Annotated in this window: 21 protein-coding genes; 7 read left to right on the top strand and 14 right to left on the bottom strand. The window is 39.8% G+C overall.

Going from position 1 to position 21807, the window contains the following annotated elements; genetic code table 11:
• Positions 1 to 59: 59 nt before the first annotated feature.
• Positions 60 to 206 carry a hypothetical protein gene (locus tag ACFSGI_RS00495; RefSeq protein ID WP_204826430.1) on the top strand — a complete coding sequence of 49 codons (147 nt, stop codon included), beginning with the start codon at positions 60 to 62 and terminating at the stop codon, positions 204 to 206.
• Between the two features lie 80 nt (positions 207 to 286).
• Here the strand turns inward: ACFSGI_RS00495 and nfsA are convergent, their stop codons facing one another.
• From nfsA to ACFSGI_RS00470, 5 genes are all read right to left on the bottom strand, one after another.
• Positions 287 to 1030: an oxygen-insensitive NADPH nitroreductase gene (gene nfsA / locus ACFSGI_RS00490; RefSeq protein ID WP_204826429.1), complete on the bottom strand. Its 744-nt coding sequence runs from the start codon at positions 1028 to 1030 to the stop codon at positions 287 to 289.
• A gap of 92 nt (positions 1031 to 1122) precedes the next feature.
• Positions 1123 to 3600: a heavy metal translocating P-type ATPase gene (locus ACFSGI_RS00485; protein ID WP_204826428.1), complete on the bottom strand. Its 2478-nt coding sequence runs from the start codon at positions 3598 to 3600 to the stop codon at positions 1123 to 1125.
• Positions 3601 to 3790: 190 nt separating this feature from the next.
• Complete coding sequence (locus tag ACFSGI_RS00480) at positions 3791 to 4003, bottom strand: copper ion binding protein (RefSeq protein ID WP_204826427.1); 213 nt, start codon at positions 4001 to 4003, stop codon at positions 3791 to 3793.
• A gap of 31 nt (positions 4004 to 4034) precedes the next feature.
• Positions 4035 to 4391, bottom strand: coding sequence for a metal-sensitive transcriptional regulator (locus ACFSGI_RS00475; protein WP_379282144.1), 357 nt, complete (start codon positions 4389 to 4391; stop codon positions 4035 to 4037).
• A gap of 283 nt (positions 4392 to 4674) precedes the next feature.
• On the bottom strand, positions 4675 to 5058 hold the full coding sequence (locus tag ACFSGI_RS00470; RefSeq protein ID WP_204826426.1) for a response regulator: 384 nt from the start codon (positions 5056 to 5058) through the stop codon (positions 4675 to 4677).
• Positions 5059 to 5104: 46 nt separating this feature from the next.
• Here ACFSGI_RS00470 and ACFSGI_RS00465 point away from each other — a divergent pair, with 46 nt between their 5' ends.
• Positions 5105 to 5458, top strand: a complete 354-nt coding sequence (locus tag ACFSGI_RS00465; protein ID WP_204826425.1) for an Hpt domain-containing protein — start codon at positions 5105 to 5107, stop codon at positions 5456 to 5458.
• Positions 5459 to 5597: 139 nt separating this feature from the next.
• On the top strand, positions 5598 to 6170 hold the full coding sequence (locus tag ACFSGI_RS00460) for a thymidine kinase (RefSeq protein ID WP_204826424.1): 573 nt from the start codon (positions 5598 to 5600) through the stop codon (positions 6168 to 6170).
• Between the two features lie 364 nt (positions 6171 to 6534).
• Here ACFSGI_RS00460 and ACFSGI_RS00455 read toward each other — a convergent pair whose 3' ends face one another.
• Positions 6535 to 7791: a hypothetical protein gene (locus ACFSGI_RS00455; protein WP_204826423.1), complete on the bottom strand. Its 1257-nt coding sequence runs from the start codon at positions 7789 to 7791 to the stop codon at positions 6535 to 6537.
• A gap of 297 nt (positions 7792 to 8088) precedes the next feature.
• Here ACFSGI_RS00455 and ACFSGI_RS00450 point away from each other — a divergent pair, with 297 nt between their 5' ends.
• Positions 8089 to 8220, top strand: coding sequence for a hypothetical protein (locus tag ACFSGI_RS00450; protein WP_379282141.1), 132 nt, complete (start codon positions 8089 to 8091; stop codon positions 8218 to 8220).
• A 115-nt stretch (positions 8221 to 8335) separates the two neighbouring features.
• On the opposite strand, the gene ACFSGI_RS00445 is transcribed toward ACFSGI_RS00450, so the two are convergent.
• The 3 genes from ACFSGI_RS00445 to ACFSGI_RS00435 all read right to left on the bottom strand — a co-directional run bounded on the left by ACFSGI_RS00445 (position 8336) and on the right by ACFSGI_RS00435 (position 12360).
• Complete coding sequence (locus ACFSGI_RS00445) at positions 8336 to 9898, bottom strand: DUF6359 domain-containing protein (protein ID WP_204826422.1); 1563 nt, start codon at positions 9896 to 9898, stop codon at positions 8336 to 8338.
• Positions 9899 to 10125: 227 nt separating this feature from the next.
• Positions 10126 to 11178, bottom strand: a complete 1053-nt coding sequence (locus ACFSGI_RS00440) for a GGDEF domain-containing protein (RefSeq protein WP_379282139.1) — start codon at positions 11176 to 11178, stop codon at positions 10126 to 10128.
• 111 nt (positions 11179 to 11289) lie between these two features.
• Entirely contained in the window at positions 11290 to 12360 is a 1071-nt protein-coding gene (locus ACFSGI_RS00435) for a diguanylate cyclase (protein ID WP_204826420.1), read from the bottom strand.
• Positions 12361 to 12623: 263 nt separating this feature from the next.
• Between ACFSGI_RS00435 and ACFSGI_RS00430 the strand changes: the two genes are divergently transcribed.
• The 3 genes from ACFSGI_RS00430 (at position 12624) to ACFSGI_RS00420 (ending at position 15513) form a co-directional block, all read left to right on the top strand.
• Positions 12624 to 13307, top strand: a complete 684-nt coding sequence (locus tag ACFSGI_RS00430) for a FadR/GntR family transcriptional regulator (RefSeq protein ID WP_379282253.1) — start codon at positions 12624 to 12626, stop codon at positions 13305 to 13307.
• 62 nt (positions 13308 to 13369) lie between these two features.
• Positions 13370 to 14605, top strand: a complete 1236-nt coding sequence (locus ACFSGI_RS00425; RefSeq protein WP_204826418.1) for a CynX/NimT family MFS transporter — start codon at positions 13370 to 13372, stop codon at positions 14603 to 14605.
• Between the two features lie 77 nt (positions 14606 to 14682).
• Positions 14683 to 15513 (top strand): aldo/keto reductase, encoded by an 831-nt coding sequence (locus tag ACFSGI_RS00420; protein WP_204826417.1) that lies wholly within the window; start codon positions 14683 to 14685, stop codon positions 15511 to 15513.
• 144 nt (positions 15514 to 15657) lie between these two features.
• Here the strand turns inward: ACFSGI_RS00420 and ACFSGI_RS00415 are convergent, their stop codons facing one another.
• From ACFSGI_RS00415 to ACFSGI_RS00395, 5 genes are all read right to left on the bottom strand, one after another.
• Entirely contained in the window at positions 15658 to 15846 is a 189-nt protein-coding gene (locus ACFSGI_RS00415; RefSeq protein WP_204826416.1) for a Spo0E family sporulation regulatory protein-aspartic acid phosphatase, read from the bottom strand.
• Between the two features lie 211 nt (positions 15847 to 16057).
• Positions 16058 to 16804: a GTP cyclohydrolase II gene (locus tag ACFSGI_RS00410; RefSeq protein ID WP_204826415.1), complete on the bottom strand. Its 747-nt coding sequence runs from the start codon at positions 16802 to 16804 to the stop codon at positions 16058 to 16060.
• A gap of 73 nt (positions 16805 to 16877) precedes the next feature.
• Positions 16878 to 17987, bottom strand: a complete 1110-nt coding sequence (locus tag ACFSGI_RS00405) for an FAD-dependent monooxygenase (RefSeq protein WP_204826414.1) — start codon at positions 17985 to 17987, stop codon at positions 16878 to 16880.
• Positions 17988 to 18191: 204 nt separating this feature from the next.
• Positions 18192 to 20399, bottom strand: coding sequence for a DEAD/DEAH box helicase (locus ACFSGI_RS00400; protein ID WP_204826413.1), 2208 nt, complete (start codon positions 20397 to 20399; stop codon positions 18192 to 18194).
• Complete coding sequence (locus ACFSGI_RS00395; RefSeq protein ID WP_204826412.1) at positions 20396 to 21805, bottom strand: ATP-binding protein; 1410 nt, start codon at positions 21803 to 21805, stop codon at positions 20396 to 20398. Before ACFSGI_RS00395 ends, ACFSGI_RS00400 begins: the two co-directional genes overlap by 4 nt.
• Between the last annotated feature and the right edge of the window lie 2 nt (positions 21806 to 21807).

Below are 21807 nucleotides of genomic sequence, written 5' to 3'. Positions count from 1 at the left end.
AAAGACGATACAATCGAAGAGTCCCACACTACACGATGTATAGGAGTGTGATCTCTACAATGATCGATTGGGAAAAATGGAAAGAGCTTGAATGGAAACTGTTAAAGTATTGGATTTCTATTCCGCGTATTTTACGTATATCGATTATTCCATTGATTCTTGTGATTATTTCTATTCTAGGTTGGGTCAAAATTTTTTCAGAATAATATACAAAAAACCGTTATCAGACTATCTTCGCAAGAAGAGCTGATAACGGTTTTTTTCATCCTATTGTGATTGATTTGAATTAACGTTTATTAAAGCCTTTGCGCTCTAAGAACGATTTTAACTGCATACGTGAAGGAGCTGTCATTTTCTCAGCCATCAACGCAGACCAGGGTGCTGTTTTGACTCCGCCTGTACGTTCAGACAAATAGCGAACCATGGTGTCGTCGTATTCTTTCATCGCTTCTAATGTAGTATCTGCTTGATACGATTCACGATGCAAGACCGCTTTCTGAGGTAAACGTGGACGAATACCTGGCTCTTGATTCGGATAACCCAGACACATGCCATATACAGGGTACACATGATCAGGCAAATTCAAGAAATCAGAGACTTCTTCAATATGGTTACGAATCCCACCGATATAGACAACGCCAAGTCCTAAAGATTCTGCGGCTATTGCAGCATTTTGGGCGGCTAATGTTACATCAACAGTAGCAACAATAAAGTTCTCTGCGGCATCGCCATAAGATTCTGCTTCAGGCATATGTTGTTGAACGGCATTTTCCAGACGATACATATCGGCACACCATACTAAAAATACAGGGCACTGCTCGATATAAGGTTGGTTGCCTGCTAGAGCAGATAACTTGGACTTGCGCTCTGGATCTGTAACAGCAATCACGCTATATGCTTGCACATTGCTAGAACTAGATGCCATTTGTCCGGCAGCAATGATTGCTTCTAATTGTTCTTCGGTTACAGGATCAGATTTATAGCTACGAATCGAACGGTGCTTCATCAATAAAGAAATAGTATCATTCATAAATATTAAGAACACTCCTGTCTACTAATCATTTATAACTAACTGACTATATATAACTATTATCATATTAATTATACGTTAATGCAAGTCTATTACAATTTAATACGTTGTAAGCGTAACGCATTTAATACAACTGATACTGAACTAAAAGCCATTGCTGCGCCAGCAAGCCACGGTGCTAACAAACCTATCGCTGCAATCGGAATACCGATTACGTTGTATGCCAGTGCCCAGAATAAATTTTGCCGAATATTGCGGATTGTACGCCGACTTAGCATAATTGCGTCTGCTATTCCATGAAGATCACCGCGCATTAAAGTAATATCTGCGGCTTCTATGGCTACATCTGCTCCTGTCCCAATCGCGATTCCTGTATTGGCGGTAGCCAAAGCAGGCGCATCATTAATACCGTCACCGACCATCGCTACAATTCGACCCTGTTGTTGCAGACGGCTGATCTCAGTCGCTTTGCCTTCAGGAAGTACACCTGCCAATACTTGATCTACACCAGTCTGCGCAGCGATCGCTTGAGCGGTACGTTCATTATCACCTGTAATCATAATCACGTGTAAGCCCATTTGTTTGAGACGAGCTATCGCTGCTTGCGATGTTTCTTTGACTGTATCGGCTACAGCAATCCAACCTGCATATTGTCCGTTGATTGCAGTTAACATCACTGTTTTACCCTGCTGCTCTACCTGTTGAATCTCTGCTTCCTGCTCACTTACATCAATCTGCTGAGATTGCAACAACTGACGGGTTCCGATCCATAATGATTGTTCTCCAATCGTAGCATGGATACCCTTACCAGGTATCGCTTCAAATGTATCTACCGATTGTGGTTGTAATCCGCGTTCTTTGATACCATTTACAATCGCTTTGGCAAGTGGATGTTCAGATGCCGATTCTGCACCTGCTACCCATTGCAACCATTTCTGTTCAGACATATCTTGCATAGGGTTAGCAAATTGAATATCAGTAACAACCGGTTCTCCGCGCGTAATTGTACCTGTTTTGTCGAGTACTACAGTATCTACTTTGTGTGCTGCTTCTAAATGTTCTCCGCCTTTAAATAAAATGCCGTATTCCGCAGCTCGACCTGATCCTGCCATAATCGATGTCGGTGTAGCAAGCCCTAATGCACAAGGACAAGCTATAACCAGAACGGCAATCGCTTTTTCCAGTGCTCCACTAAAATCACCTGGAGCGACACCCCAGAACCAGATAGCAAATGTTAATAAAGCAATCCCAACAACAATCGGTACAAAAATACCTGAAATGACATCGGCTAGACGCTGAATCGGTGCTTTGGAGACGTGAGCTTCTTCAACGACACGAATAATCTGAGAAAGCGCTGTTTCTTTACCAATATGAACAGCTCGAAATTTGAGTCGTCCATTTTGATTAATAGTGGCTCCAATCACCTGATCGCCAACTGTTTTTTCGACAGGTAGACTTTCTCCGGTTAACATCGATTCATCGATAGAAGAATGACCTTCTACGACTTCCCCATCAACCGGAATCTTTTCACCAGGTTTGACGATAAGGATATGTCCGACTTGTACATCATCGACAGGAATTTCTACTTCTTCTCCATCACGATCAATGCGGGCTGTTAATGCACGCAATCCCATAAGACTACGTATCGCTTCAGAAGAACGTCCTTTGGCGCGATATTCAAACCATTTTCCTAACAGAATCAATGTGATTAAGATCGAACTGACTTCAAAATACAATTCAACACTCGTTCCCGGTACAATCAACGAACGAATCATCAGAAATAGACTATAAAAATAAGCAGCCGATGTTCCCAGTGCGACCAGCACATCCATATTCGCACTTCCACTACGTAATGCTTTGTATGCTCCTACATAAAAAGCACCACCAATTACAAACTGAACCGGTGTTGCCAGAATCAACTGTACCCATGGATTCATTAAAAACATCGGTACACCAATCCAAGAAGTTACGCTAAAATGACCGACCATCGCCCACAGTAAAGGTAACGATAATATAGCAGATACGATCAACTTCCATTTACGTACAGTTGCTTCATGTTCTCGTCGTTGTTGAATACCTTCTTCTTTTTTCGGTGAAGCGGTATATCCTAATTTGTCTACTTTGCGTATAATATCTGCCGTTTCTAGCGTGCCCGGTGTGTATTGCACTCTAGCCGTCTCCAATGCCAAATTCACATTGACCGCAGACACTCCTTCCATACGCTTAATCCCTTTTTCGATTCGAGTCGCACAAGCAGCGCAAGTCATACCTGAAATATCCAAATCGACCGTTTCTTTAAGCGACTGGTAACCTAACTGTTCGATTTTTTGTTCTACTTGTTCTTTATTTACAGTAGATGGTTCATATGTTACAGAAGCACGCTCAAGAGCCAGATTCACATTCACTTCTTCTACACCATCAAGGCGACGCAATCCTTTTTCAATACGTGTAGCACAAGCAGCACACGTCATTCCGCCAATCTGCAACGTTAATTGCTTGGTCTGATCTGAAGCAGAAGTAGACGTTGAGGGATGGGAATCACTGGCATTACTATTAGATGATACATTCATTACAATAACCTCCTTTTTGAATAGTATTAATCTCATTATTATACCCCTATAGGGTATTTAAATTTTCAAAAAAAGTTGCCCCGAGCATCACTAAGGGCAACATCTTTACTTGGTTCACTATACTTCTACTTGTAGCTTGAAGTCATTACGTGACATTACCTGATCCAAGTAGAATATTACAAATGAACTATTAACCACCTGTAGAAACAACATCATACCCTTGCTCTTCGATAGCATCGGTCAATTTCATAATATCGACTTGATCCGCATCGTATTCTATATCTACAGACTTGGCTTCCAAATTCACTTTACCTTTTGCACCGATCTCTTGAAGTGCTCCTTCTACTGCTTGCACACAGTGGTTGCAAGACATACCTTCTACTTCTAATTTGATATTTGCCATGATAATTTCCTCCCTTATCTTATACGTTATATTATTTCAATAATTTATTAATCGTTATCAGTAGCTCGTCAATCACTTCATTTTCCCCTGCTTCGATACGTTCGACCACACAACTCTTCATATGACCTTCCAACAGCAATCTACCGACAGAGTTTAGTGCAGATTGAGCGGCTGCAATCTGATTCAGCACATCATCACAATAAGTGTCTTTCTCAATCATGCCTTTAATTCCTCGAATCTGTCCTTCAACACGATTAAGACGGCGGATCATATTGCTCTTCATCTCATCTGAATGATGGCTACGACGAACTTGTCCCGGGCTATGATCGCAAGATTCATGATGCTCATGAAGTGAATCTTCTGTATTCAGATGATCTACCTTCTCCATAAAGTATCCCCCTTGATCGTTTATAATACTATCTTAACATACCCCCATAGGGTATTCAAGGATGAAGTTATATGTATTACCTATCCAATCATTTTGGCTTCTATGTACAATACAAACAGCCTATTTGCTAACGATAGGCTGTTTTTTTTACAATTCATTCAAAACCATCTCAAATATCATGTTCATTTCGCCGATTAATCAGTAAGTATTATACCTATAACAGACAAAACATCCTGTCTATTTACTTTAAATTTGTGCTAAAATGTACCCTGTAAAAGCGAATTCATGATCCCTCTATTCCTCTGTCTAAATGATCCAGTACTCGCTCAATCAGTTGTGCAGGATCAATTGGTTTTGTCATAAAATCAATAGCGCCCATACGCATACCACGAATAACCATTTCAGAACGAGAATCACCTGACAATAACAAAACAGGGATATCTTTAGTAGCTGGTTTGTTTTTCAGACTTTCTAGTACATGTAGCCCGTCCACATCTGGTAAATGAATATCTAGAATAATCAGATCATACCCTGTAATACGTGAAGGGATTTTTAGAAAATCTGCTGCATCCTCATACGATTCTACAATTACATCTTCTGTCTCCAACAATTGTTTGATTAACAATGTAAATGGAGCACTATCATCAATAATGACTATTTTTTTCATGAAACGGTTACACGTCCTTTGCAGAAAAATAGGGAGGGAAAGATCCATGTCAAAAGCAGATCGGTATCAACAGATCATCCAACAAACTAGAATTCGGTTTTTGGCGGATGCTTCTCTCAAAATGCAAGATTTACAACATCGCTTCGAAGATTATGATCATGGTCGATTATCCGCAGATCAACGTACATTACCTGACTGCATTCATCGTCATGCTCATGCGATCAAAGGATTAGCACTTACGCTGTCATATGAAGATATTGATCACATCTGTGAAAAGATTCTTACTTACATTCTATACCAACCAGATCATGTATGGACAGCAGAAGATATCCATAAATTGCGTAAAATGGTAACTACACTCGATCAATTGCTAACTCAAGCTTCTTCGGCACAGGTCTGATATAGCTTTAATACTGTATAGAACTGATTTGAATTTGTTGCTTTTTCGTTAGATTTTCCATTGGTCTCTCCCGGTAATTCCTGCTACAATAGATCACGCTGACAGAAAGAACGATCTACAGAAAGGGGTATTACGACTATTGGCACAGTTATTTTTTAAGTACGGTGCAATGAACAGTGGGAAATCGATTGAAATTCTAAAAGTTGCCCACAATTATGAGGAACAGGAGAAACATGTTCTGATTTTTACGTCTGCCCTAGATAATCGCGATGAAACGGGCTATGTCTCTTCTCGCATTGGTGTACGTCGTCAGGCGATTGCGATTCATGATGATACCGATATCTATAGTATCGTCAAAAATTATGCGCCAAAGCCTTCATGTGTATTGATTGATGAGTGTCAATTTATGAAAAAAGAAGCGATTTTGCAACTGGTACGCATCGTGGATGAGTTACATATTCCGGTGATGGGCTTCGGTCTCAAAAACGATTTTCAAAATAATCTATTCGAAGGTAGCCAATATATGCTACTGTATGCAGATAAAATTGAAGAAATGAAAACGATCTGCTGGTTCTGTGAGCGCAAAGCGATTATGAATCTGCGGGTCAAAGATGGCAAGCCTGTGTATACAGGCGAACAGATTCAAATTGGTGGCAATGAAAGTTATTATCCAGTGTGTCGCAAATGCTATAACAATCCTCCGATTGAATAGATTGGTGATTATTTAGAGAGTCTGCTATAGGAATCATTTCTTTCTTACTGCATGCCAATCCTATAGATAAAAATCTGAATCCAGTATGTAAGCTTCCTTCCGGCAAATGAATAAACGCCCACAGACATGATGTTTGTAGGCGTTTTTTGATTTATTGAAAAGCAGACCATAGCAAAGCACGCTATTTCTAATCGAGTCGCAAATTCTTTTTAGGCTAGACTGTACTCATGAATTGCTATGCAATCTTTTCTTTAAATGAGCTATATTGAATGACTTCTTGAGAGTAAGCACGTAAATAATCGCGTACAACAAGATGTCGGTGAATATAAGAATGTTGTTCATAACAATGACATGTATTTGGACTCTACATCATTGATATTTTGCTGTTTTTCCGCATGTCCCGATACATTAGCCATCCCATCCACAGTAGCACCAAGATATGAACCCATACTACGATCATGCCTGGAATACGAGGAAGGTTGCTAGTCAGCACACCCCATAGATTATACGTAATCGTTACACTCAATACGCATGAGATGGCTATCCATTTCCGGTCTAACATAGATACAAGCAACAGTAGAATCAGTGCAGGAATACTGTATCGTTCATGAATTTCAGTAGGTAACATAAAAAAAGCAAATGAGATCCATGCCGCAGCTTTGAGCAATACGGCTGTTGTTATTTCCCGACATTGCCAGAGATAGATTGCTGTGTAGATTACAGCGAGTAACAATAACATAAATCCTAGATTACGCAGTGAAATGAGGTTCCAGAGCTTTTCTGTATCACTGGTAGTTGGAACCGTTCCGATCACATAAAACCAGATATTTAACGCATTCAAAGTGACCTGAGTGTACAAGCCTACCGCACTGATATAAGCACCTTTGAACATCGCTTGTAATCCACCATAATAAGCAAAATAAATCACTACTACTATAACAGGAATAATCGCGCCTACTACCATATGAATCAAAGGTTTTAGCTGGCGTTGCCAGACACATTTTAACAGATAACATCCAAATACAGGGGCTATCACAATCGCTTGTAATTTCGTAAACAGAGCTACTGCAAATAGTAGACCTGCTAGCAAAGGAAAAGCGACCACAGTCAGTAGCGCACCCGCCATCAGTATTCCATTTAATATATCGACTTGTCCCCAGATGGAACTGTTCACGATCAAGGCTGGATTACATACAAATAAACCGAATAATATCCAGCGAGTAGCGGTTGATCTGATATGACGTGACCAGCAAAAGACTATCACACATGCACATAAATCAAGGATAATGAGCAACCACTTAAAAGACAGTTGACCTGCTTGTATCGTGATTCCGAATCCATGTACAAGCGCAGCATATCCTTGCATAATCAACAAAAATAAGGGCGGATAATTAATATTAGAATCATGAATATAGACCGTTCCCAGACCATATTGCCGTATTTCATTCATCCACTGTACAAACAAATTCTGATCGCTCATAAATCCCGCATAATGGCTTCCCAACCATACACGTATCCATAGCCCTATTGCCAATAATATTAATAATGCGATCCATTCGGTTATTGGAACTATAGGCATATGTTTTTGCTTTTGTGTGCGGCTAGCGACTATATCTGTCATAAGTCATACCTCCTTGTATCTGTACAAAAGTGGCAGACGTTGTTCCAAGAAAATAAGGCGATTATGCTCTTCTCGACCTTATCAACAAACGTTGTTAGGCTCATTATACAAGCAAGTCTTTGCTGTTTGCGAATTTGTTATTCATATTCTTTTTTCTACCGAATTGAACGGATAGGCGATGAAATATTTGTTTTCATTTGCAAAGAAATCGGTATACTGGAAAATGTGCATCTTTTTACAAATTACGACGTAAAAAGGAATCGTTATCGATGTATTATTCAAAAGGGAGTGAACACTATGTATTATCCTCTGCGATATATAGAATGGTCAGAGGCCAAGCAGATTGAAAAAGGCAATATGGCGATTGCTCAATTGTTACGTTCTTTGATTATCGGGATTTCCTTTGTGATTGGAACATTTGTGATGTAAATAGTAAATATACTGATAAAACGATAAAAAAACAGCTTTCTGATCTGCTTAATGTACCCAGATCGAAAGCTGTTTTTATTTGATCCTATTGATGACGTGTATTGCTTACTACCTCTTACGAAGCTGCTCCATAAGAACCGCTTTTGAATGTTGTTGGATCATACCATTTGTAACCTGCCGCTGGAGCTGCCCAAGGTTCAGCTTGTGGCTCTGTAGATGTAGAAGGTGTCTCAATAGAGATCAATGATGTTGGGCTATCTAATGTTAACCCTGATACTTGATTTAAGCTGGTATAGCTTTCTTTAACAGCCAACCATCTTACTGTTTGTACTAATAACTTCGCATCATCTACTTCTTTGTATCCATCATAAGTTGTCTTTTTAGCGCCTGTTTCTTCACGTAGATATTTTGGAGACGCATCTTCGACTGGTGAAGAATCACCGATAAATGCTGCTTTACCTGCTCCTACTTTAGAAACAGCAGCATAAGGCCCTTCTGCACGTCCGCCGCCATTGTATACCCCTTGATCAACAGCATTATTCCATTTGGATACAGATGACGGTAAATATACGATTCCTTTTGCTTTGGTAGGGTCCAAAATAGCCAATGTAGAACCTGCATGCATTGCTACTGAACTCACACCTGCTGTAATGCCGAACGCTTGAGATGAAGCAACGATATCATTTGCATTCACATCACCTATAGCATTGTAACGGAAACGAATACCGAAGTTCGTACCTAACCAGTCAGAACCACTAACACCTTGCATTGCTGGAGAAGCCGCTTCTTCGGCTGACATACCTTTAGCCGGGTTGCTGTAAGCACCACGACGGTAGCCATTGATCGCTTCTGATCCATCCCAACGGTTTTTGTTACGGTCTGCATTATAATGATCGGCAATAAAGAAAATACTACCGCCGCCTTTTACATATTGAAGCATAGCTGCTTGTTCTGTTGATTTGAAAGGAACGTTAGGTTCAGCAATAACGAATACATCGTATCCTTTAAGCTTATCGTAAGTAATCGCTTGCTCTCCAAATGTGTATGGTATTGGACGAGTAAGTGAATCAACTGTAAATCCATCTGCTTTGAGTCCATTGGCAAAATCAGAGAATCCACCATCGATCACCCAATCGGCTGCACCGGCAGTCTGAGCATGAGTGTTATCGAACAATACTTTTTTACCTGTACCGTTAGGAAGAGGCGTATCTGTTCCTGGTTCAGTAGGAGGTGTCGTTGTACCGCCATCTAAAGTAACCGACGTTGGGTTTTTAACACCTGCAAAATTGTTATATGCACCTGCTGTACCGGTAACGACAATCGTTTTGCCAATAAGACTTGGATTGCTCTGTAAACCGAATTGCGAGCGGAAAGAGCTACTTAATTGCACATCTACTAATTTGCTAGTTGTACGTTCACTGCTACTATCTGCGATTAGCACGTTAAAATCATTAGCAAACGGGCTTGCAAAATCACCTGTAGAAGCTCCTGAAGCATGTCCAACCACAATACCTTTAACTGTAATCGTAGAGCCACCACTTTGAGCTTGAATCGCTTGTGCAACCGTTAATGTTGTTGCCGCTTCAGCTACCGGACGATACCCACCCAATAAAGAAATGAACATCAATAATGCTGTTAGAAGCACTACTGTTAACCGCTTTGTGACCACCTTATGCATATAACAATTCCTCCTTTGAATAGGTAGAGACAGAATAATGATTCTGATTCTCTTATTATCCTAATTCTATTTTGTCTATCTAATTCCTCTTTTATGTAAATTTTTAATTAAAAGTAAATTAAATATGTACAAACTTTGTATACAAACCAAAAAATACGACCTCATTTATGATATGAGATCGTATTTCTATTTTTTTGCATGCTAATAAAAAGCTAGATATATAGCGCTTAAAACTGAGCAAGACAAGAGCGATTGCGTCCTTGTTGCTTGGCTTCATATAACGCTTGATCGGTTTTTTCTAACAATTCATCCCACATCAGTGCAGGATACATCCCAATACCTATCGAGATCGTAATATGAATTATTTTGCCATCAGGTAAAATAAATTTCTTCTTCTCTACATTGGTTCGGAGATTCTCGGCAATAATTTTAGCTTCGGTTAATTGACAGTATTCTAGCCAGACAGCAAACTCTTCTCCACCTTTACGTGCACCATAATCTGTACTGCGAATACTTTGTTGAATCACATTAGCCAACTGGAATAGCACCGCATCTCCAGCAGGATGACCGTATTCATCATTTACTTTTTTGAAATGATCGATATCGATAAAAAGCAGTGAATGAGCCATATCTGTTTCCTGGTGCTGTAATTGTTCGAACTTTTGCTCAAACGCTCTAGGATTATGTAATCCTGTCAAAAAGTCGTATTGAGCCTCTTTGCTTACTTTTTCAAATAACTCATTATTTTTGCGCAAAGATCGAGTAAGCATAAAAATAAATAAAGTTGCCGCGGATTCTACCACAATAAAAATAAGCACTTTATCTATTTCATCTTTACCTAATACTATACCTAACGAGATTGTAGCAATAATCGTTAACGAAATACCTGCATATAACCATTTTCTATAAAAACTGATATTACGTGAAAAAATCCATGAAGCTGCGATACAAAGAGTCGCCGCATTTATCAATCCTAATATCGCACTTAATCCAATCGTGGGGCTTAATATAATTCTGGTAATCATAATAATAATAGTTGTAATGATTCCTGCTAAACTTCCACCCATACTGATCGACAGCACAATCGAGATCTGACGCAAATCCAGTAAGACATTATCGCCTACCGGAAAAGTAAATTGCATCAATGTCGCTCCCAACAAACCAAAAAATAAGCCGATCCATTGGCGCTTTATATAAGTACTTGTTTTGAAATGAGCATTTAAATAATTTAATAACATACTTCCAAAAAAAGAAAATGTAGCTAATATACAAAAATTCATAAATAAATCTTTGAACAACATTTGTTCACTTCCCTTTGACTGCGAAAATAATAAGTATATCTATTACATCGTCAGTCTGAAGAATTTATTAAATAGTCCAAACTTATTATTTTAACGTGCAATACCAAACTGGTTTCTTCCACCTTTTTTGGCTTCATACAATGCACGATCTGTTTTGTCTAGCAACTCCTCACAACTATACAAAGGATAAAACCCTATACCAAGCGATACGGTCAGCGATACCGTTCTACCATCAGGAATGACAAACTTATATTCTTCGACATTTTTGCGAATAGTCTCTGCCCATCTGATCGCTTCTGCTTGCTCTTCTACATACTCCAGAATAATAGCAAATTCCTCTCCGCCTTTACGAAAACAATAATCGTACGAGCGCACGCTATTATGTAACACTTCCGCAAATTGAGCTAGCACAGCATCCCCGGCAGAGTGACCGTATTGATCATTAATCATTTTGAAATAATCGATATCTAACAATAATAAAGAAAACGGAATTTTCTTTTCCTGACTTAATTGATTGTACTTGTACATAAATCCACGATAGTTATATAACCCTGTCAAAAAATCAAATTGTACTTCTTTACTCATCGCATCATAAATCTGGTTATATCGTCTTAACCGTTCGATCAGTACACAAGTAAATATAAATGATGAAAAAAGCACCACCATAAATAAAAGCAACGTTATTCCTTTTGAAAATCCTGTCCAAATCAGAAAAAACAGCAACGAATTCAAAGTCGATAACAATGCTGTAATAAGCCATTTGCGCTGAAACGATAATTGCGCTCGAAATACGAAATAAGCGACTACAAATGTAATACATGCATTAGCTATCCCAAAAAAAGAAACAAGTGTTATCGAAGTCGAAAACCATAGACGTCCTATTGAAATTAGGATAGTCGTAATGATGCCTGTTAGCCCGCCACCGAGTACAGTCGCTACAATAATCGGAATTTGTCTCAAATCAAGCAATGTTCCGTTATCTAATTTGAACGTAAATTGCATTTGAACCAGACCAAATATACCTAAAAAGATTCCTGTTGATATCTTTAATATAAGAGGGTTGATATGTTGATTGTTGCGTACACTTCGAAAAAGAGCATTACCAAAAAATAAAAAAGTAGAGATAATACAAAAATTAATAAACAAGTCTTTTATGATCATAAATACAGTACCCCTTTTACTCCAAATCACTATTGATTGATAAGTTATCTATTGCTGAGAGCAAAAGGTTTGATCACTGTATCCAGCTATATTCAAACTAGGGTTGCCCATCAATTAAGTTACTGTCTTTTATACTTTTGTTAAGCATAAGACAATCTAACATGAAAATCACTTCAAATTTGTCTTTTTTTTGCTTTACAAGCTAAATATATTTCGATAAAATGTCCAATAGACCAATCATCCTACCTTTAGGAGTGAATACTATTTTTAATAAATTGGAAAAGCAGTCGTTGGTGGATCAAGTCTATACTCAGATTGAACAACGAATCAAAAATAATAGTTGGGCGATCGGAGCACGAATTCCTAAAGAAGCTGAATTAATGGAGCAATTCGGTGTCAGTCGCAATACGTTACGAGAAGCGATTCGTGCGCTTGTTCATGTCGGTCTGTTAGCAACCAGACAAGGTGACGGAACTTTTGTAGTTGCTAATAGTGAACTACATTCGGTTTTGCAAAAACGGGTACAACATTCAACAGTTGTTGAAGTGCTAGAAGTACGCCATGCTCTCGACCGAGAAGCTGTTGCGTTAGCTTGTCTTAGACGAACCGATGACGATCTACAACAAATGGATCATTATGCTAATTTGTGTCAGCAACATATAGATGCTGGAGATATTCCACAATTTGTAGAAGCAGACTTCAAGCTACATCAAGCGATCACAGCGGCTTCGTATAACCAATTATTGATTGATCTGTATGCTCATCTTTTTGAGCAAATTCAAATGTCGATCAGCAGTACTACTGAACTCAACGATTCGTATTGCACAGGGCATCGCAATTTAATTCAAGCCATTCGTGAACAGAATAGTGAACAGGCTATGCTGATCGTTGACGATTATATTACTTATTTTACAGATCGACTTCAGTCGCTAGATCACTCGTCGTAGAATCACACGCATAATTAGAAAGATCAACGCTTATCCCATGTGTTGCAGAAAGGACTATAGAAATGAATCGTCATTCGTTGGATACTGCGGAATCAGGGTTATCCCTGCGTAATCCGCTTTTTTTATTGATTTGTATTTTGTTAACCGCTCTTAATATGCGTAGTCCGATTACAGCTATTAGTCCATTGTTGGATCTGATACGGAACGATTTTCCTGTGTCTAATGCTATGGCTGGATTTCTTACGACTATCCCATTAGTTGCTTTTGCGATCCTGTCTCCTTTTGTGGCAAAAATGGCAGGCAAATACGGTATGGAACGTATTATTATCGTATCGCTGATGATTTTAACTCTTGGCGGTTGGTTACGTCCGTTCGGCGGATTGACTATGCTATTAATCGGTACTTTTTTGACCGGTCTTGCGATTGCGATCGTTAACGTTATTTTGCCAGGTATGATTAAGCGCGAATTTCCTTTTCGTGTTGGTATTATGACCAGTATTTATTCGATCTGTATGAATGTATTTGCCGCTACTGCTTCTGCGGTCAGCTTGCCTTTAGCCAATGCAGGACTCGGTTGGAAAGGTTCAATTTTGATCTGGACAGTACTTGCAATGGTTGCTCTGATCTTATGGATTCCGCAACAACGTTACAATCAACCTGCCAAATTGCTCAAGCATACCGCTCAAGCAACTCGCAGTGTATGGCGTTCACCGTTGGCTTGGAAAATCACGATCTTTATGGGTATGCAATCGATGATATTCTATGTATCGATCGCGTGGTTACCTGATATTTTGCAAGAACAAGGACTGACGAATATTCAATCTGGATATATGTTATCTCTAATGCAATTTTCGATGTTACCTTTTAACTTTATTATTCCGATTCTGGCAGCGAAGCTCAAAACACAGCGTCCTCTGGTTTTATTTACCGTTATGCTGTACTTGATTTCACTGCTTGGTATTATTTTTGTTGATGGGCACTTATGGTGGACAGCTATTTGTTTGATTTTGTTAGGGATTGCAGGTGCTTCTTCATTTAGTTTGTCGATGATGTTCTTTAGTCTGCGTACACACACAGCTACACAAGCTGCTGATCTATCCGGTATGTCCCAATCTATCGGTTACTTGCTTGCTGCTTGTGGTCCGACACTTTTCGGGATACTGCATGATATCACTGGCAACTGGAAATTACCTTTAAGTCTGCTGGTTATTGCGACCTTTATTATTTTGTATACAGGTATGATGGCAGGTGGCAAAGGCTTTATCCATCCAGAAGAAAAAACGGCTTCTACTAGCTAATTAAACATAACCTGTGTGATTAACCTTAAATTCGGGTATGTTTAATAAGAGATCAGATTTAAAGGAGGAGCTAAATAATGACTACTGATTTAATTTCAGTGAAGAAGTTGAACAATGGTGTAAATATGCCCTGGTTTGGTCTAGGTGTATGGCAGGTTGAAGATGGTAATGAAGCAATTGATTCGGTAAAAGCTGCAATTAAAAGCGGTTATCGTGCAATAGATACGGCTGCTGCTTACGGTAATGAAGAAAGCGTCGGCAAAGCAATCAAAGAATCAGGGATTGCTCGTGACGAACTATTTATTACTTCTAAAGTATGGAATAAAGATCAAGGATATGAATCTACCCTTGCTGCTTTTGAAGAAACGATGAAAAAATTAGATCTAGATGTATTGGATCTGTATTTGATTCACTGGCCTGTTGCCGGTAAATATAAAGATACATGGCGTGCCATGGAAAAACTATACAAAGACGGACGTATTCGTGCGATCGGCGTAAGTAATTTCCAAACGCATCATTTAGATGATTTGCTAGCAGATGCTGAAGTGGTTCCTGCGGTCAATCAGGTTGAATTCCACCCGCTATTAACGCAATCTGAATTGATTGCATATAGCGAAGAAAAAGGCATTCAATTGGAAGCTTGGTCTCCACTAGCACGCGGTAAATTATTTGATAATGAAGTGATCAAAGAGATCGCTGATAAATACGGTAAAGAGCCTGCACAAGTGATCTTGCGCTGGGTACTTGATAAAGGTGTAGTCGTGATTACGCGTTCTGTTAAAGAAAAACGTATTGCGTCTAATGCTGAAATCTTTGATTTCAAATTGACTGTTGAAGAAATTGATCGTATCAGTGCGCTGAACAAAAATGAGCGTACCGGCCCAGATCCAGACAACTTTGATTTCTAAATAAACAATAGAAGCTTGAATGTACTGCGATAGCGGTAGTACATTCAAGCTTTTTTTGATACAAAAAAGCTTCCGACGATTGCCGGAAGCATAAAAATAGCGAAGTATCTACGTATTGCTTGAATAACTTTTAAGTATAAGCGATCAACCTACAATTGAACTACGAGTGCCTAGTAAAGCTTGCTTGAGATGGTTGTATTGATTAAGTATGGAATCTACTCTTCTAGACTGGTCCAATACGCGGCGATCGTGAAGGTCGTAAAACTGCACCATTTCATTAAGTTCCCGGCGCTCTAGTTCTATCGATTCCTCAATCTCTTTTAGATGTTCCAAGAAACTCACCTCCTACCGCGGTATCTTATATCAAGCGTGATAATGAAAACCATTCTTTTCTATGAATCTTCTACAATCATGGTCTTCACTAATATAGTACTAGATGAAAATAGAGTACTTTCTAAGAATTTTACCAAACGATTCCTAATTCTACCATATCAGATTTACACGTACTTTAGATTATAAAGTGAATCATCAATACAAAACTCTTTTATGAGTCAAAATGTCCTGAACGAGCCACTTTTGTTTTTAAATATTTTTCGTTAAATTCCGAAATATCTCCCCACAATGGTACACGTTCTTTCACTTCAGCACCAGAGCGTTGCAATGCTTCTAATTTGCGAGGATTGTTCGTAATCAATGTCACAGGCAATACACGCAAATGATTAAGTACTGCAATCGCATCATCATAATTACGCATATCATCTTCAAATCCAAGTTCTAAATTCGCTTCTACTGTATCTAATCCTTGTTCTTGCAATACATAAGCCATTGCTTTACTGAATAGACCGATACCGCGACCTTCATGATTAGCTAGATAAAATAAAGCACCTGATCCATGCGCCGCAATCATTTTCATCGACTGCTTCAATTGGAATCCACAATCACAACGTTTACTTCCAAAGATATCTCCTGTATGGCAAATACTGTGCATACGAATCAAAGCATCCGGTGATTCTTTGAAATCTCCGTACACTAACACACTGGATTGTTGTGCTTCTGCTAGATTAGAAGAAGATAACATTTCAATAATAGCGGCTTGATCATATTCGCCTTCGCCACAAAGATTGCCAGGCATACTATCACATCGCAACCAGCAATACCACTGGAATACGACAGTTTCATTATCCAAATTTACAGGTAAGCGAATCGGTCCAACCAGATAAATAGATTTATCAGCGCTTGGTACAATCTTAATATGATCTTGTAAAGCAGCCGTTATTTTAGGATTAATCATTGTTATTACCTCCAGAGTCCATATGTTGGATCATATATATTATTGTAAGATACGTTGTATTGAATGATATGGATTATATTCCTTCATGCTGGAAAGATGCAAATTGTGCGCGGAAAGCAGCTTCTTTCACAAATTGACTATCCAGTTCAGCCATCGTCTCCGCACGACGAGCTTGTTCAAATGCTTTTAACCGGTTCGCACTCCAATTCTGTGTAGACAGTGCGTCTATAATAATCGGTGTTAGAATATGAGCATCTTGCATCGCACTATTCACACCAATTGCTCCAGTCGGGCTAAATGTATGCGCAGCGTCACCCATAATGACCAATCCATCTTGTACCCATGTATCACAGACACAGCTCTGTACTTTGAGCAATACAAAATCTTCCCACGATACAATATGTTGCTCGACAATAGATTGTAATTCAGGGAATGCTTCGATTAATGAACGCACAAATGGCTGAAATGGTGTTTTGCGTAGTTGCGGATACGTATCCTGCGGAATATTCCAACCGATCTGGATATACCCACCTTCCTGACTGAACAAAGACAGTTGTGCATCTTGTGCTAGTGCCATACGTACGGTTGGCGGCCATTGTGCAGGTGCAGGAATACGTGCCCATAATAGATCGAATCCATGTTTTACAATATCCGCATGAATCCCGGCAAGCTTACGTACCGAAGAATAGCGTCCATCTGTACCGATTACGATATCGCTATGGATCACTAATTCTTGTCCATCATGTCTTACTTTAACACCGTTAACATAACCATACTGGTCGTCTTTGATCAGATCAATCACAGTCGTATTCATCATTAATTCGTAATTAGGGCATAATAAAGATTCGTCTAACAGAACCTGTAACAGATGTTTTTGAGGAACATGAATCCCTGTATGTTGTTCTCCAGGTGCAGGTTGAATCGTTTTGATGATTTGACCATGTTGAAAATATTCTACACGTTCCATCAGCAATAATCCTGCTTCACGCACTTTTTCATAAAGTCCGTATTGCTTCAGAATCTGCTCACCCTGTGTATTTAAATGTTCACCACGGAACTCTTTATCAATATGATTATGCCGTTCTAACAATATAACGGATACTCCTTGTGTAGCCAGCAAATAACCTAATAATGCACCGCCAGGGCCTGCGCCAACAATACATACATCTGCCACTTTTTCCATTACATACTTCTCCTTACCTTGCTTTTCAGTAGCTTTATTTATAATAGCTTGAATAATAATATTTATTACTTACTTTTAATAAGTTAATTATATTTAAGAGAATAATCATTGTCAACTTTTGCTTATTGTACCGATTATCGATCTATTTTAAAATATGAAAAAAGCTAGAGCGACGCATGCCCTAGCTTCTTTATCGGTTGAAGATCACAAATTAATTTGAGGTTTCTGGGAATTTAATCCACTTTTTAATCCATCGATATCTAATCCATCGGTCGCAAAAGCTTGCCGTACTAACAATGGTTGAATAAACTCATCGTATTTACCCATATAAGGAGCTTCTTCTTCTGCTAGCAATTGTTCAGGATTCTCAATACGTTCACATTCGGCTATAATCTCGGCTTCAATCTCAGCCGCATCTGCTTGACCAGACACAACAAAATAGTATGGTTCCAATGGAGTTACTGCTCGTAGTCCCAGACGCTCGGATAGATTATGCTTGAGCAATCGCTCCAATGTACGGAATGACTTGCTACCGATCCAGGGCAATACGAAGCATGAATCTCCACCAGCAGGTAACACGATTTTTTTGAGCAAATCGGTTTCTCTTGCTAATCGGCGTGCTCGTTCTAATCGCGTTTTGGCTTGTGGCGCTAGATATGGATAATGATCATTCGATGCTAGAATTTCGCGAATCTTCTGCATAATCATCGTATCGATATCTCCACCTGCTCCAAGCCACAGCGTATCCACTTTCCCTTTAGACGATTTTACATAGACTGCGCGATGACGACTGTCAATCTCTTCGACTTTCCAGAGCTTTCCTGCCAGTGAAAAGCAATATCCCGGTGGTGGAACCGTTGTAATCGAACCTATTTCTTCTGATCCGTTATAGACAGCATGTTCTTCATCGTCTTTGAATACAGCATAGAAGCGGAAATTGTTGACGATCTTTTCTCCGGCTAGTCCGATAATCAATGTACCTTCTTCGGTATATTGAAGATGATCCAGTTGTAATAAATATTGAAGAAACGACTGGTATTGTTCTGCGGTAAAATGCCGGAAAGGAGGTAATGTCAAAATAGCACGTGCCAATTCAGCAGGTTCTGCTTCGCCCATACTTTTGAGTATACTCATCGTCTGATGATACAGAATACCGACAGGCAGTTTGCGTGCACTGAAAGGCTCTACCCATTTCTGCTTCACATACAATTCAATCACTGCAATCGCTCGTAACATTATCCATGGCATACGTGCCGGCAATTGAGCTTCTTCATCTTCTTCTTCAGGACAGACAAAGATCATTTCTGATACAGACCCTTCACGTCGACCTGAACGTCCTAGTCGCTGTACGAAGCTAGAACATGAATAAGGCGCACCTAATTGAATCACACGTTCGAGTTCTCCGAGATCGATCCCTAGTTCAAGTGTCAGTGTCGCCGCCGCTACAGCAGGGCCATACCCTTCACGTAAAGCCGCTTCGGCTTCTTCTCGTAGCAATGCAGAGATACTGCCATGATGGACATGAAAAATATCCGGTTCTTGACGCTTCGCGGCAACAGCTCTCATTTCCAAAGTCATGTATTCAGCATCCGATCGACTATTGGTGAATATCAGTGCTTTTTTATGATGAGTCTGGTCATAGATAAAGTTATGATACGCCTGTTGCGCATATTCTAGTTGCTGAGCTTGTTCTTCATTTCGAGCATTTGGAAATGAAAAGTGTTCGATGCTAAGACGCAACTTGCGATTACCTTCCGGTGAGACAATCTCAACTGGTTGACCCGTACCAGCCGCCAACCACTGGGTTGCACTTTCGTAATCGCTTAGTGTGGCAGACAAGCCGATCCGTTGTGGACGACAGCCACCCATCCGCTCAATACGAGACAGTTGAGATAATACCTGAATCCCGCGATCCGCTCCCATAAAAGCATGCACTTCATCGACGACAATATAACGAAGATCACCGAATAATGCCGGAATTGAATTGGGACGATTCATCAGCAATCCTTCCAATGATTCCGGTGTAATTTGTAAAATACCAGAAGGATTTTTCATCAATTTGGTTTTCTGGGATTGAGGCACATCGCCATGCCAGTGCCAGACTGGAATATCCGAATCACGCAATACCCCTTTGAGCCGTTCAAATTGATCGTTGATTAATGCTTTGAGAGGGCCTATATATAAAATGCCGACCGATTTGGACGGATGTTCATGTAATGCGGTCAATGCTGGAAAAAAAGCAGCTTCTGTTTTACCAGAAGCTGTACCCGACGCAATCAGTAAATGATGCGATGTATCTAAAAGCACCCGACAAGCTTCTACCTGTGCTTCACGCATTTCTTTCCAGCCACTACGATACATATATTCCTGAATAAAAGGAGCTAATCGATAAAACGGATGATTTCTACTCATAAATCAAACTCCGCTAAAAAATCATCGACTTCATCTTTGGGCGCAGGTGTAGCTGGTCCTCCAGATGATGTACGCTGATTAGAAGCCGACTGAGGTAACGCATCAGGATCAGTACTATATCCTCCGCCATGAGAATTGTTCGATGCTGTCGCTAACTGTCCTAACAATTCATCGAATGATAATTCTTCATTGAAATGAAGCGTATTGAGCAAATCAACAAAATCACGTACTACTTCACGAGGAGTTAACAATTCTTCCGCTCCCATGCGTGATACAGCAATTTGCATAAAAGCAACCAGTTGATGTTGCTCTAATGTCGATACATATTTGTGATGCTGGCTATGAATATCACGTAACTTTTGGAGCATTAATAATATTTCTTCATGGGATAACATTTCTAGACGAATCACAGGCCCGGCAAAATTTTTGGTTCCACTGCTACCGAACCGACTTTCTGATAAACGGGAACGTAACGCTTCATAGCTATATAATCCACGACGCGGATCTTCGACAAACTGCGGTGTGCCCCCGATAAATACACCCAGATGACCTGCTTTGCCTTGCATCGTATCGTTAAAGATTGTTAACAGCTTTTCATAATTGCTTTGACGGGAAACGCTATTCGAAATTTTGTATAAATTAACACCTTCATCGACAAATAACAGCAACCCTTGATAACCGATACGAGCGGCAAATTCTGCCCATAATTTCATATAATCGTACCAGCCATCGTCATCAATAATAACGCCTACATTCAATTCACGTCTGGCTTCGGTACGGGTTGGATATTCGCCGCGCAACCAGCGTAGTGCCGATTGTTTGAGCGTATCTTCACCCAAGCGAATACCTTGCCAGTACGCCGATAACACTTTGGCAAAATCAAACCCATGTACCCAGCCTTCCATTTCTGATGTGACAGAATGGATACGACGTTGCACTTCAATTCCTATTGAAGGATCGTCTGCAGATACATTATTTTCTTCCATCACTTGCTGTTGCAGTGTCGATATCCATTTCTGTAACATCGATTCAAGCGCTCCGCCATCCGGGCGTGTACGTGTTGATAGATTGGTCATCAATTCGCGATAAGTTCCGAGTCCTTGACCTTTGGAACCGGTTAGACGACGTTCAGGAGACAAATCTGCATCAGCTACAACAAATCCGCGATCCATAGCATAATTGCGGATCATTTGTAGCAAAAAGCTTTTCCCACTACCATAGCGACCTGTAATTAATTTGAACGCCGCTCCGCCATCTGCTACATTATCCAGCTCACGCAAAATCGATTCTACTTCATATTTACGACCAACCGCTACATGTTCCAGACCAATACGTGGAACAACCCCTGCCGCAAAAGAATTGACTAATGCGGTGGTGATCCGTTTGGGTATTTTGACTTCATTCATTT

The sequence above is a fragment of the Paenibacillus nicotianae genome (assembly GCF_042681745.1).
GTDB lineage: Bacteria > Bacillota > Bacilli > Paenibacillales > Paenibacillaceae > Saccharibacillus > Saccharibacillus nicotianae.
The sequence above is the reverse complement of the archived record's forward strand: the minus strand, read 5'-3'. Positions and strand labels throughout refer to the sequence as shown.

Coding starts and splice junctions, on each gene's coding strand:
- ACFSGI_RS00495 (WP_204826430.1), top strand. CDS start 60: ATGATCGATTGGGAAAAATGGAAAGAGCTTGAATGGAAACTGTTAAAG.
- nfsA (WP_204826429.1), bottom strand. CDS start 1,030: ATGAATGATACTATTTCTTTATTGATGAAGCACCGTTCGATTCGTAGC.
- ACFSGI_RS00485 (WP_204826428.1), bottom strand. CDS start 3,600: ATGAATGTATCATCTAATAGTAATGCCAGTGATTCCCATCCCTCAACG.
- ACFSGI_RS00480 (WP_204826427.1), bottom strand. CDS start 4,003: ATGGCAAATATCAAATTAGAAGTAGAAGGTATGTCTTGCAACCACTGT.
- ACFSGI_RS00475 (WP_379282144.1), bottom strand. CDS start 4,391: ATGGAGAAGGTAGATCATCTGAATACAGAAGATTCACTTCATGAGCAT.
- ACFSGI_RS00470 (WP_204826426.1), bottom strand. CDS start 5,058: ATGAAAAAAATAGTCATTATTGATGATAGTGCTCCATTTACATTGTTA.
- ACFSGI_RS00465 (WP_204826425.1), top strand. CDS start 5,105: ATGTCAAAAGCAGATCGGTATCAACAGATCATCCAACAAACTAGAATT.
- ACFSGI_RS00455 (WP_204826423.1), bottom strand. CDS start 7,791: ATGACAGATATAGTCGCTAGCCGCACACAAAAGCAAAAACATATGCCT.
- ACFSGI_RS00450 (WP_379282141.1), top strand. CDS start 8,089: ATGTATTATCCTCTGCGATATATAGAATGGTCAGAGGCCAAGCAGATT.
- ACFSGI_RS00445 (WP_204826422.1), bottom strand. CDS start 9,898: ATGCATAAGGTGGTCACAAAGCGGTTAACAGTAGTGCTTCTAACAGCA.
- ACFSGI_RS00440 (WP_379282139.1), bottom strand. CDS start 11,178: ATGAATTTTTGTATATTAGCTACATTTTCTTTTTTTGGAAGTATGTTA.
- ACFSGI_RS00435 (WP_204826420.1), bottom strand. CDS start 12,360: ATGATCATAAAAGACTTGTTTATTAATTTTTGTATTATCTCTACTTTT.
- ACFSGI_RS00425 (WP_204826418.1), top strand. CDS start 13,370: ATGAATCGTCATTCGTTGGATACTGCGGAATCAGGGTTATCCCTGCGT.
- ACFSGI_RS00420 (WP_204826417.1), top strand. CDS start 14,683: ATGACTACTGATTTAATTTCAGTGAAGAAGTTGAACAATGGTGTAAAT.
- ACFSGI_RS00410 (WP_204826415.1), bottom strand. CDS start 16,804: ATGATTAATCCTAAAATAACGGCTGCTTTACAAGATCATATTAAGATT.
- ACFSGI_RS00405 (WP_204826414.1), bottom strand. CDS start 17,987: ATGGAAAAAGTGGCAGATGTATGTATTGTTGGCGCAGGCCCTGGCGGT.
- ACFSGI_RS00400 (WP_204826413.1), bottom strand. CDS start 20,399: ATGAGTAGAAATCATCCGTTTTATCGATTAGCTCCTTTTATTCAGGAA.
- ACFSGI_RS00395 (WP_204826412.1), bottom strand. CDS start 21,805: ATGAATGAAGTCAAAATACCCAAACGGATCACCACCGCATTAGTCAAT.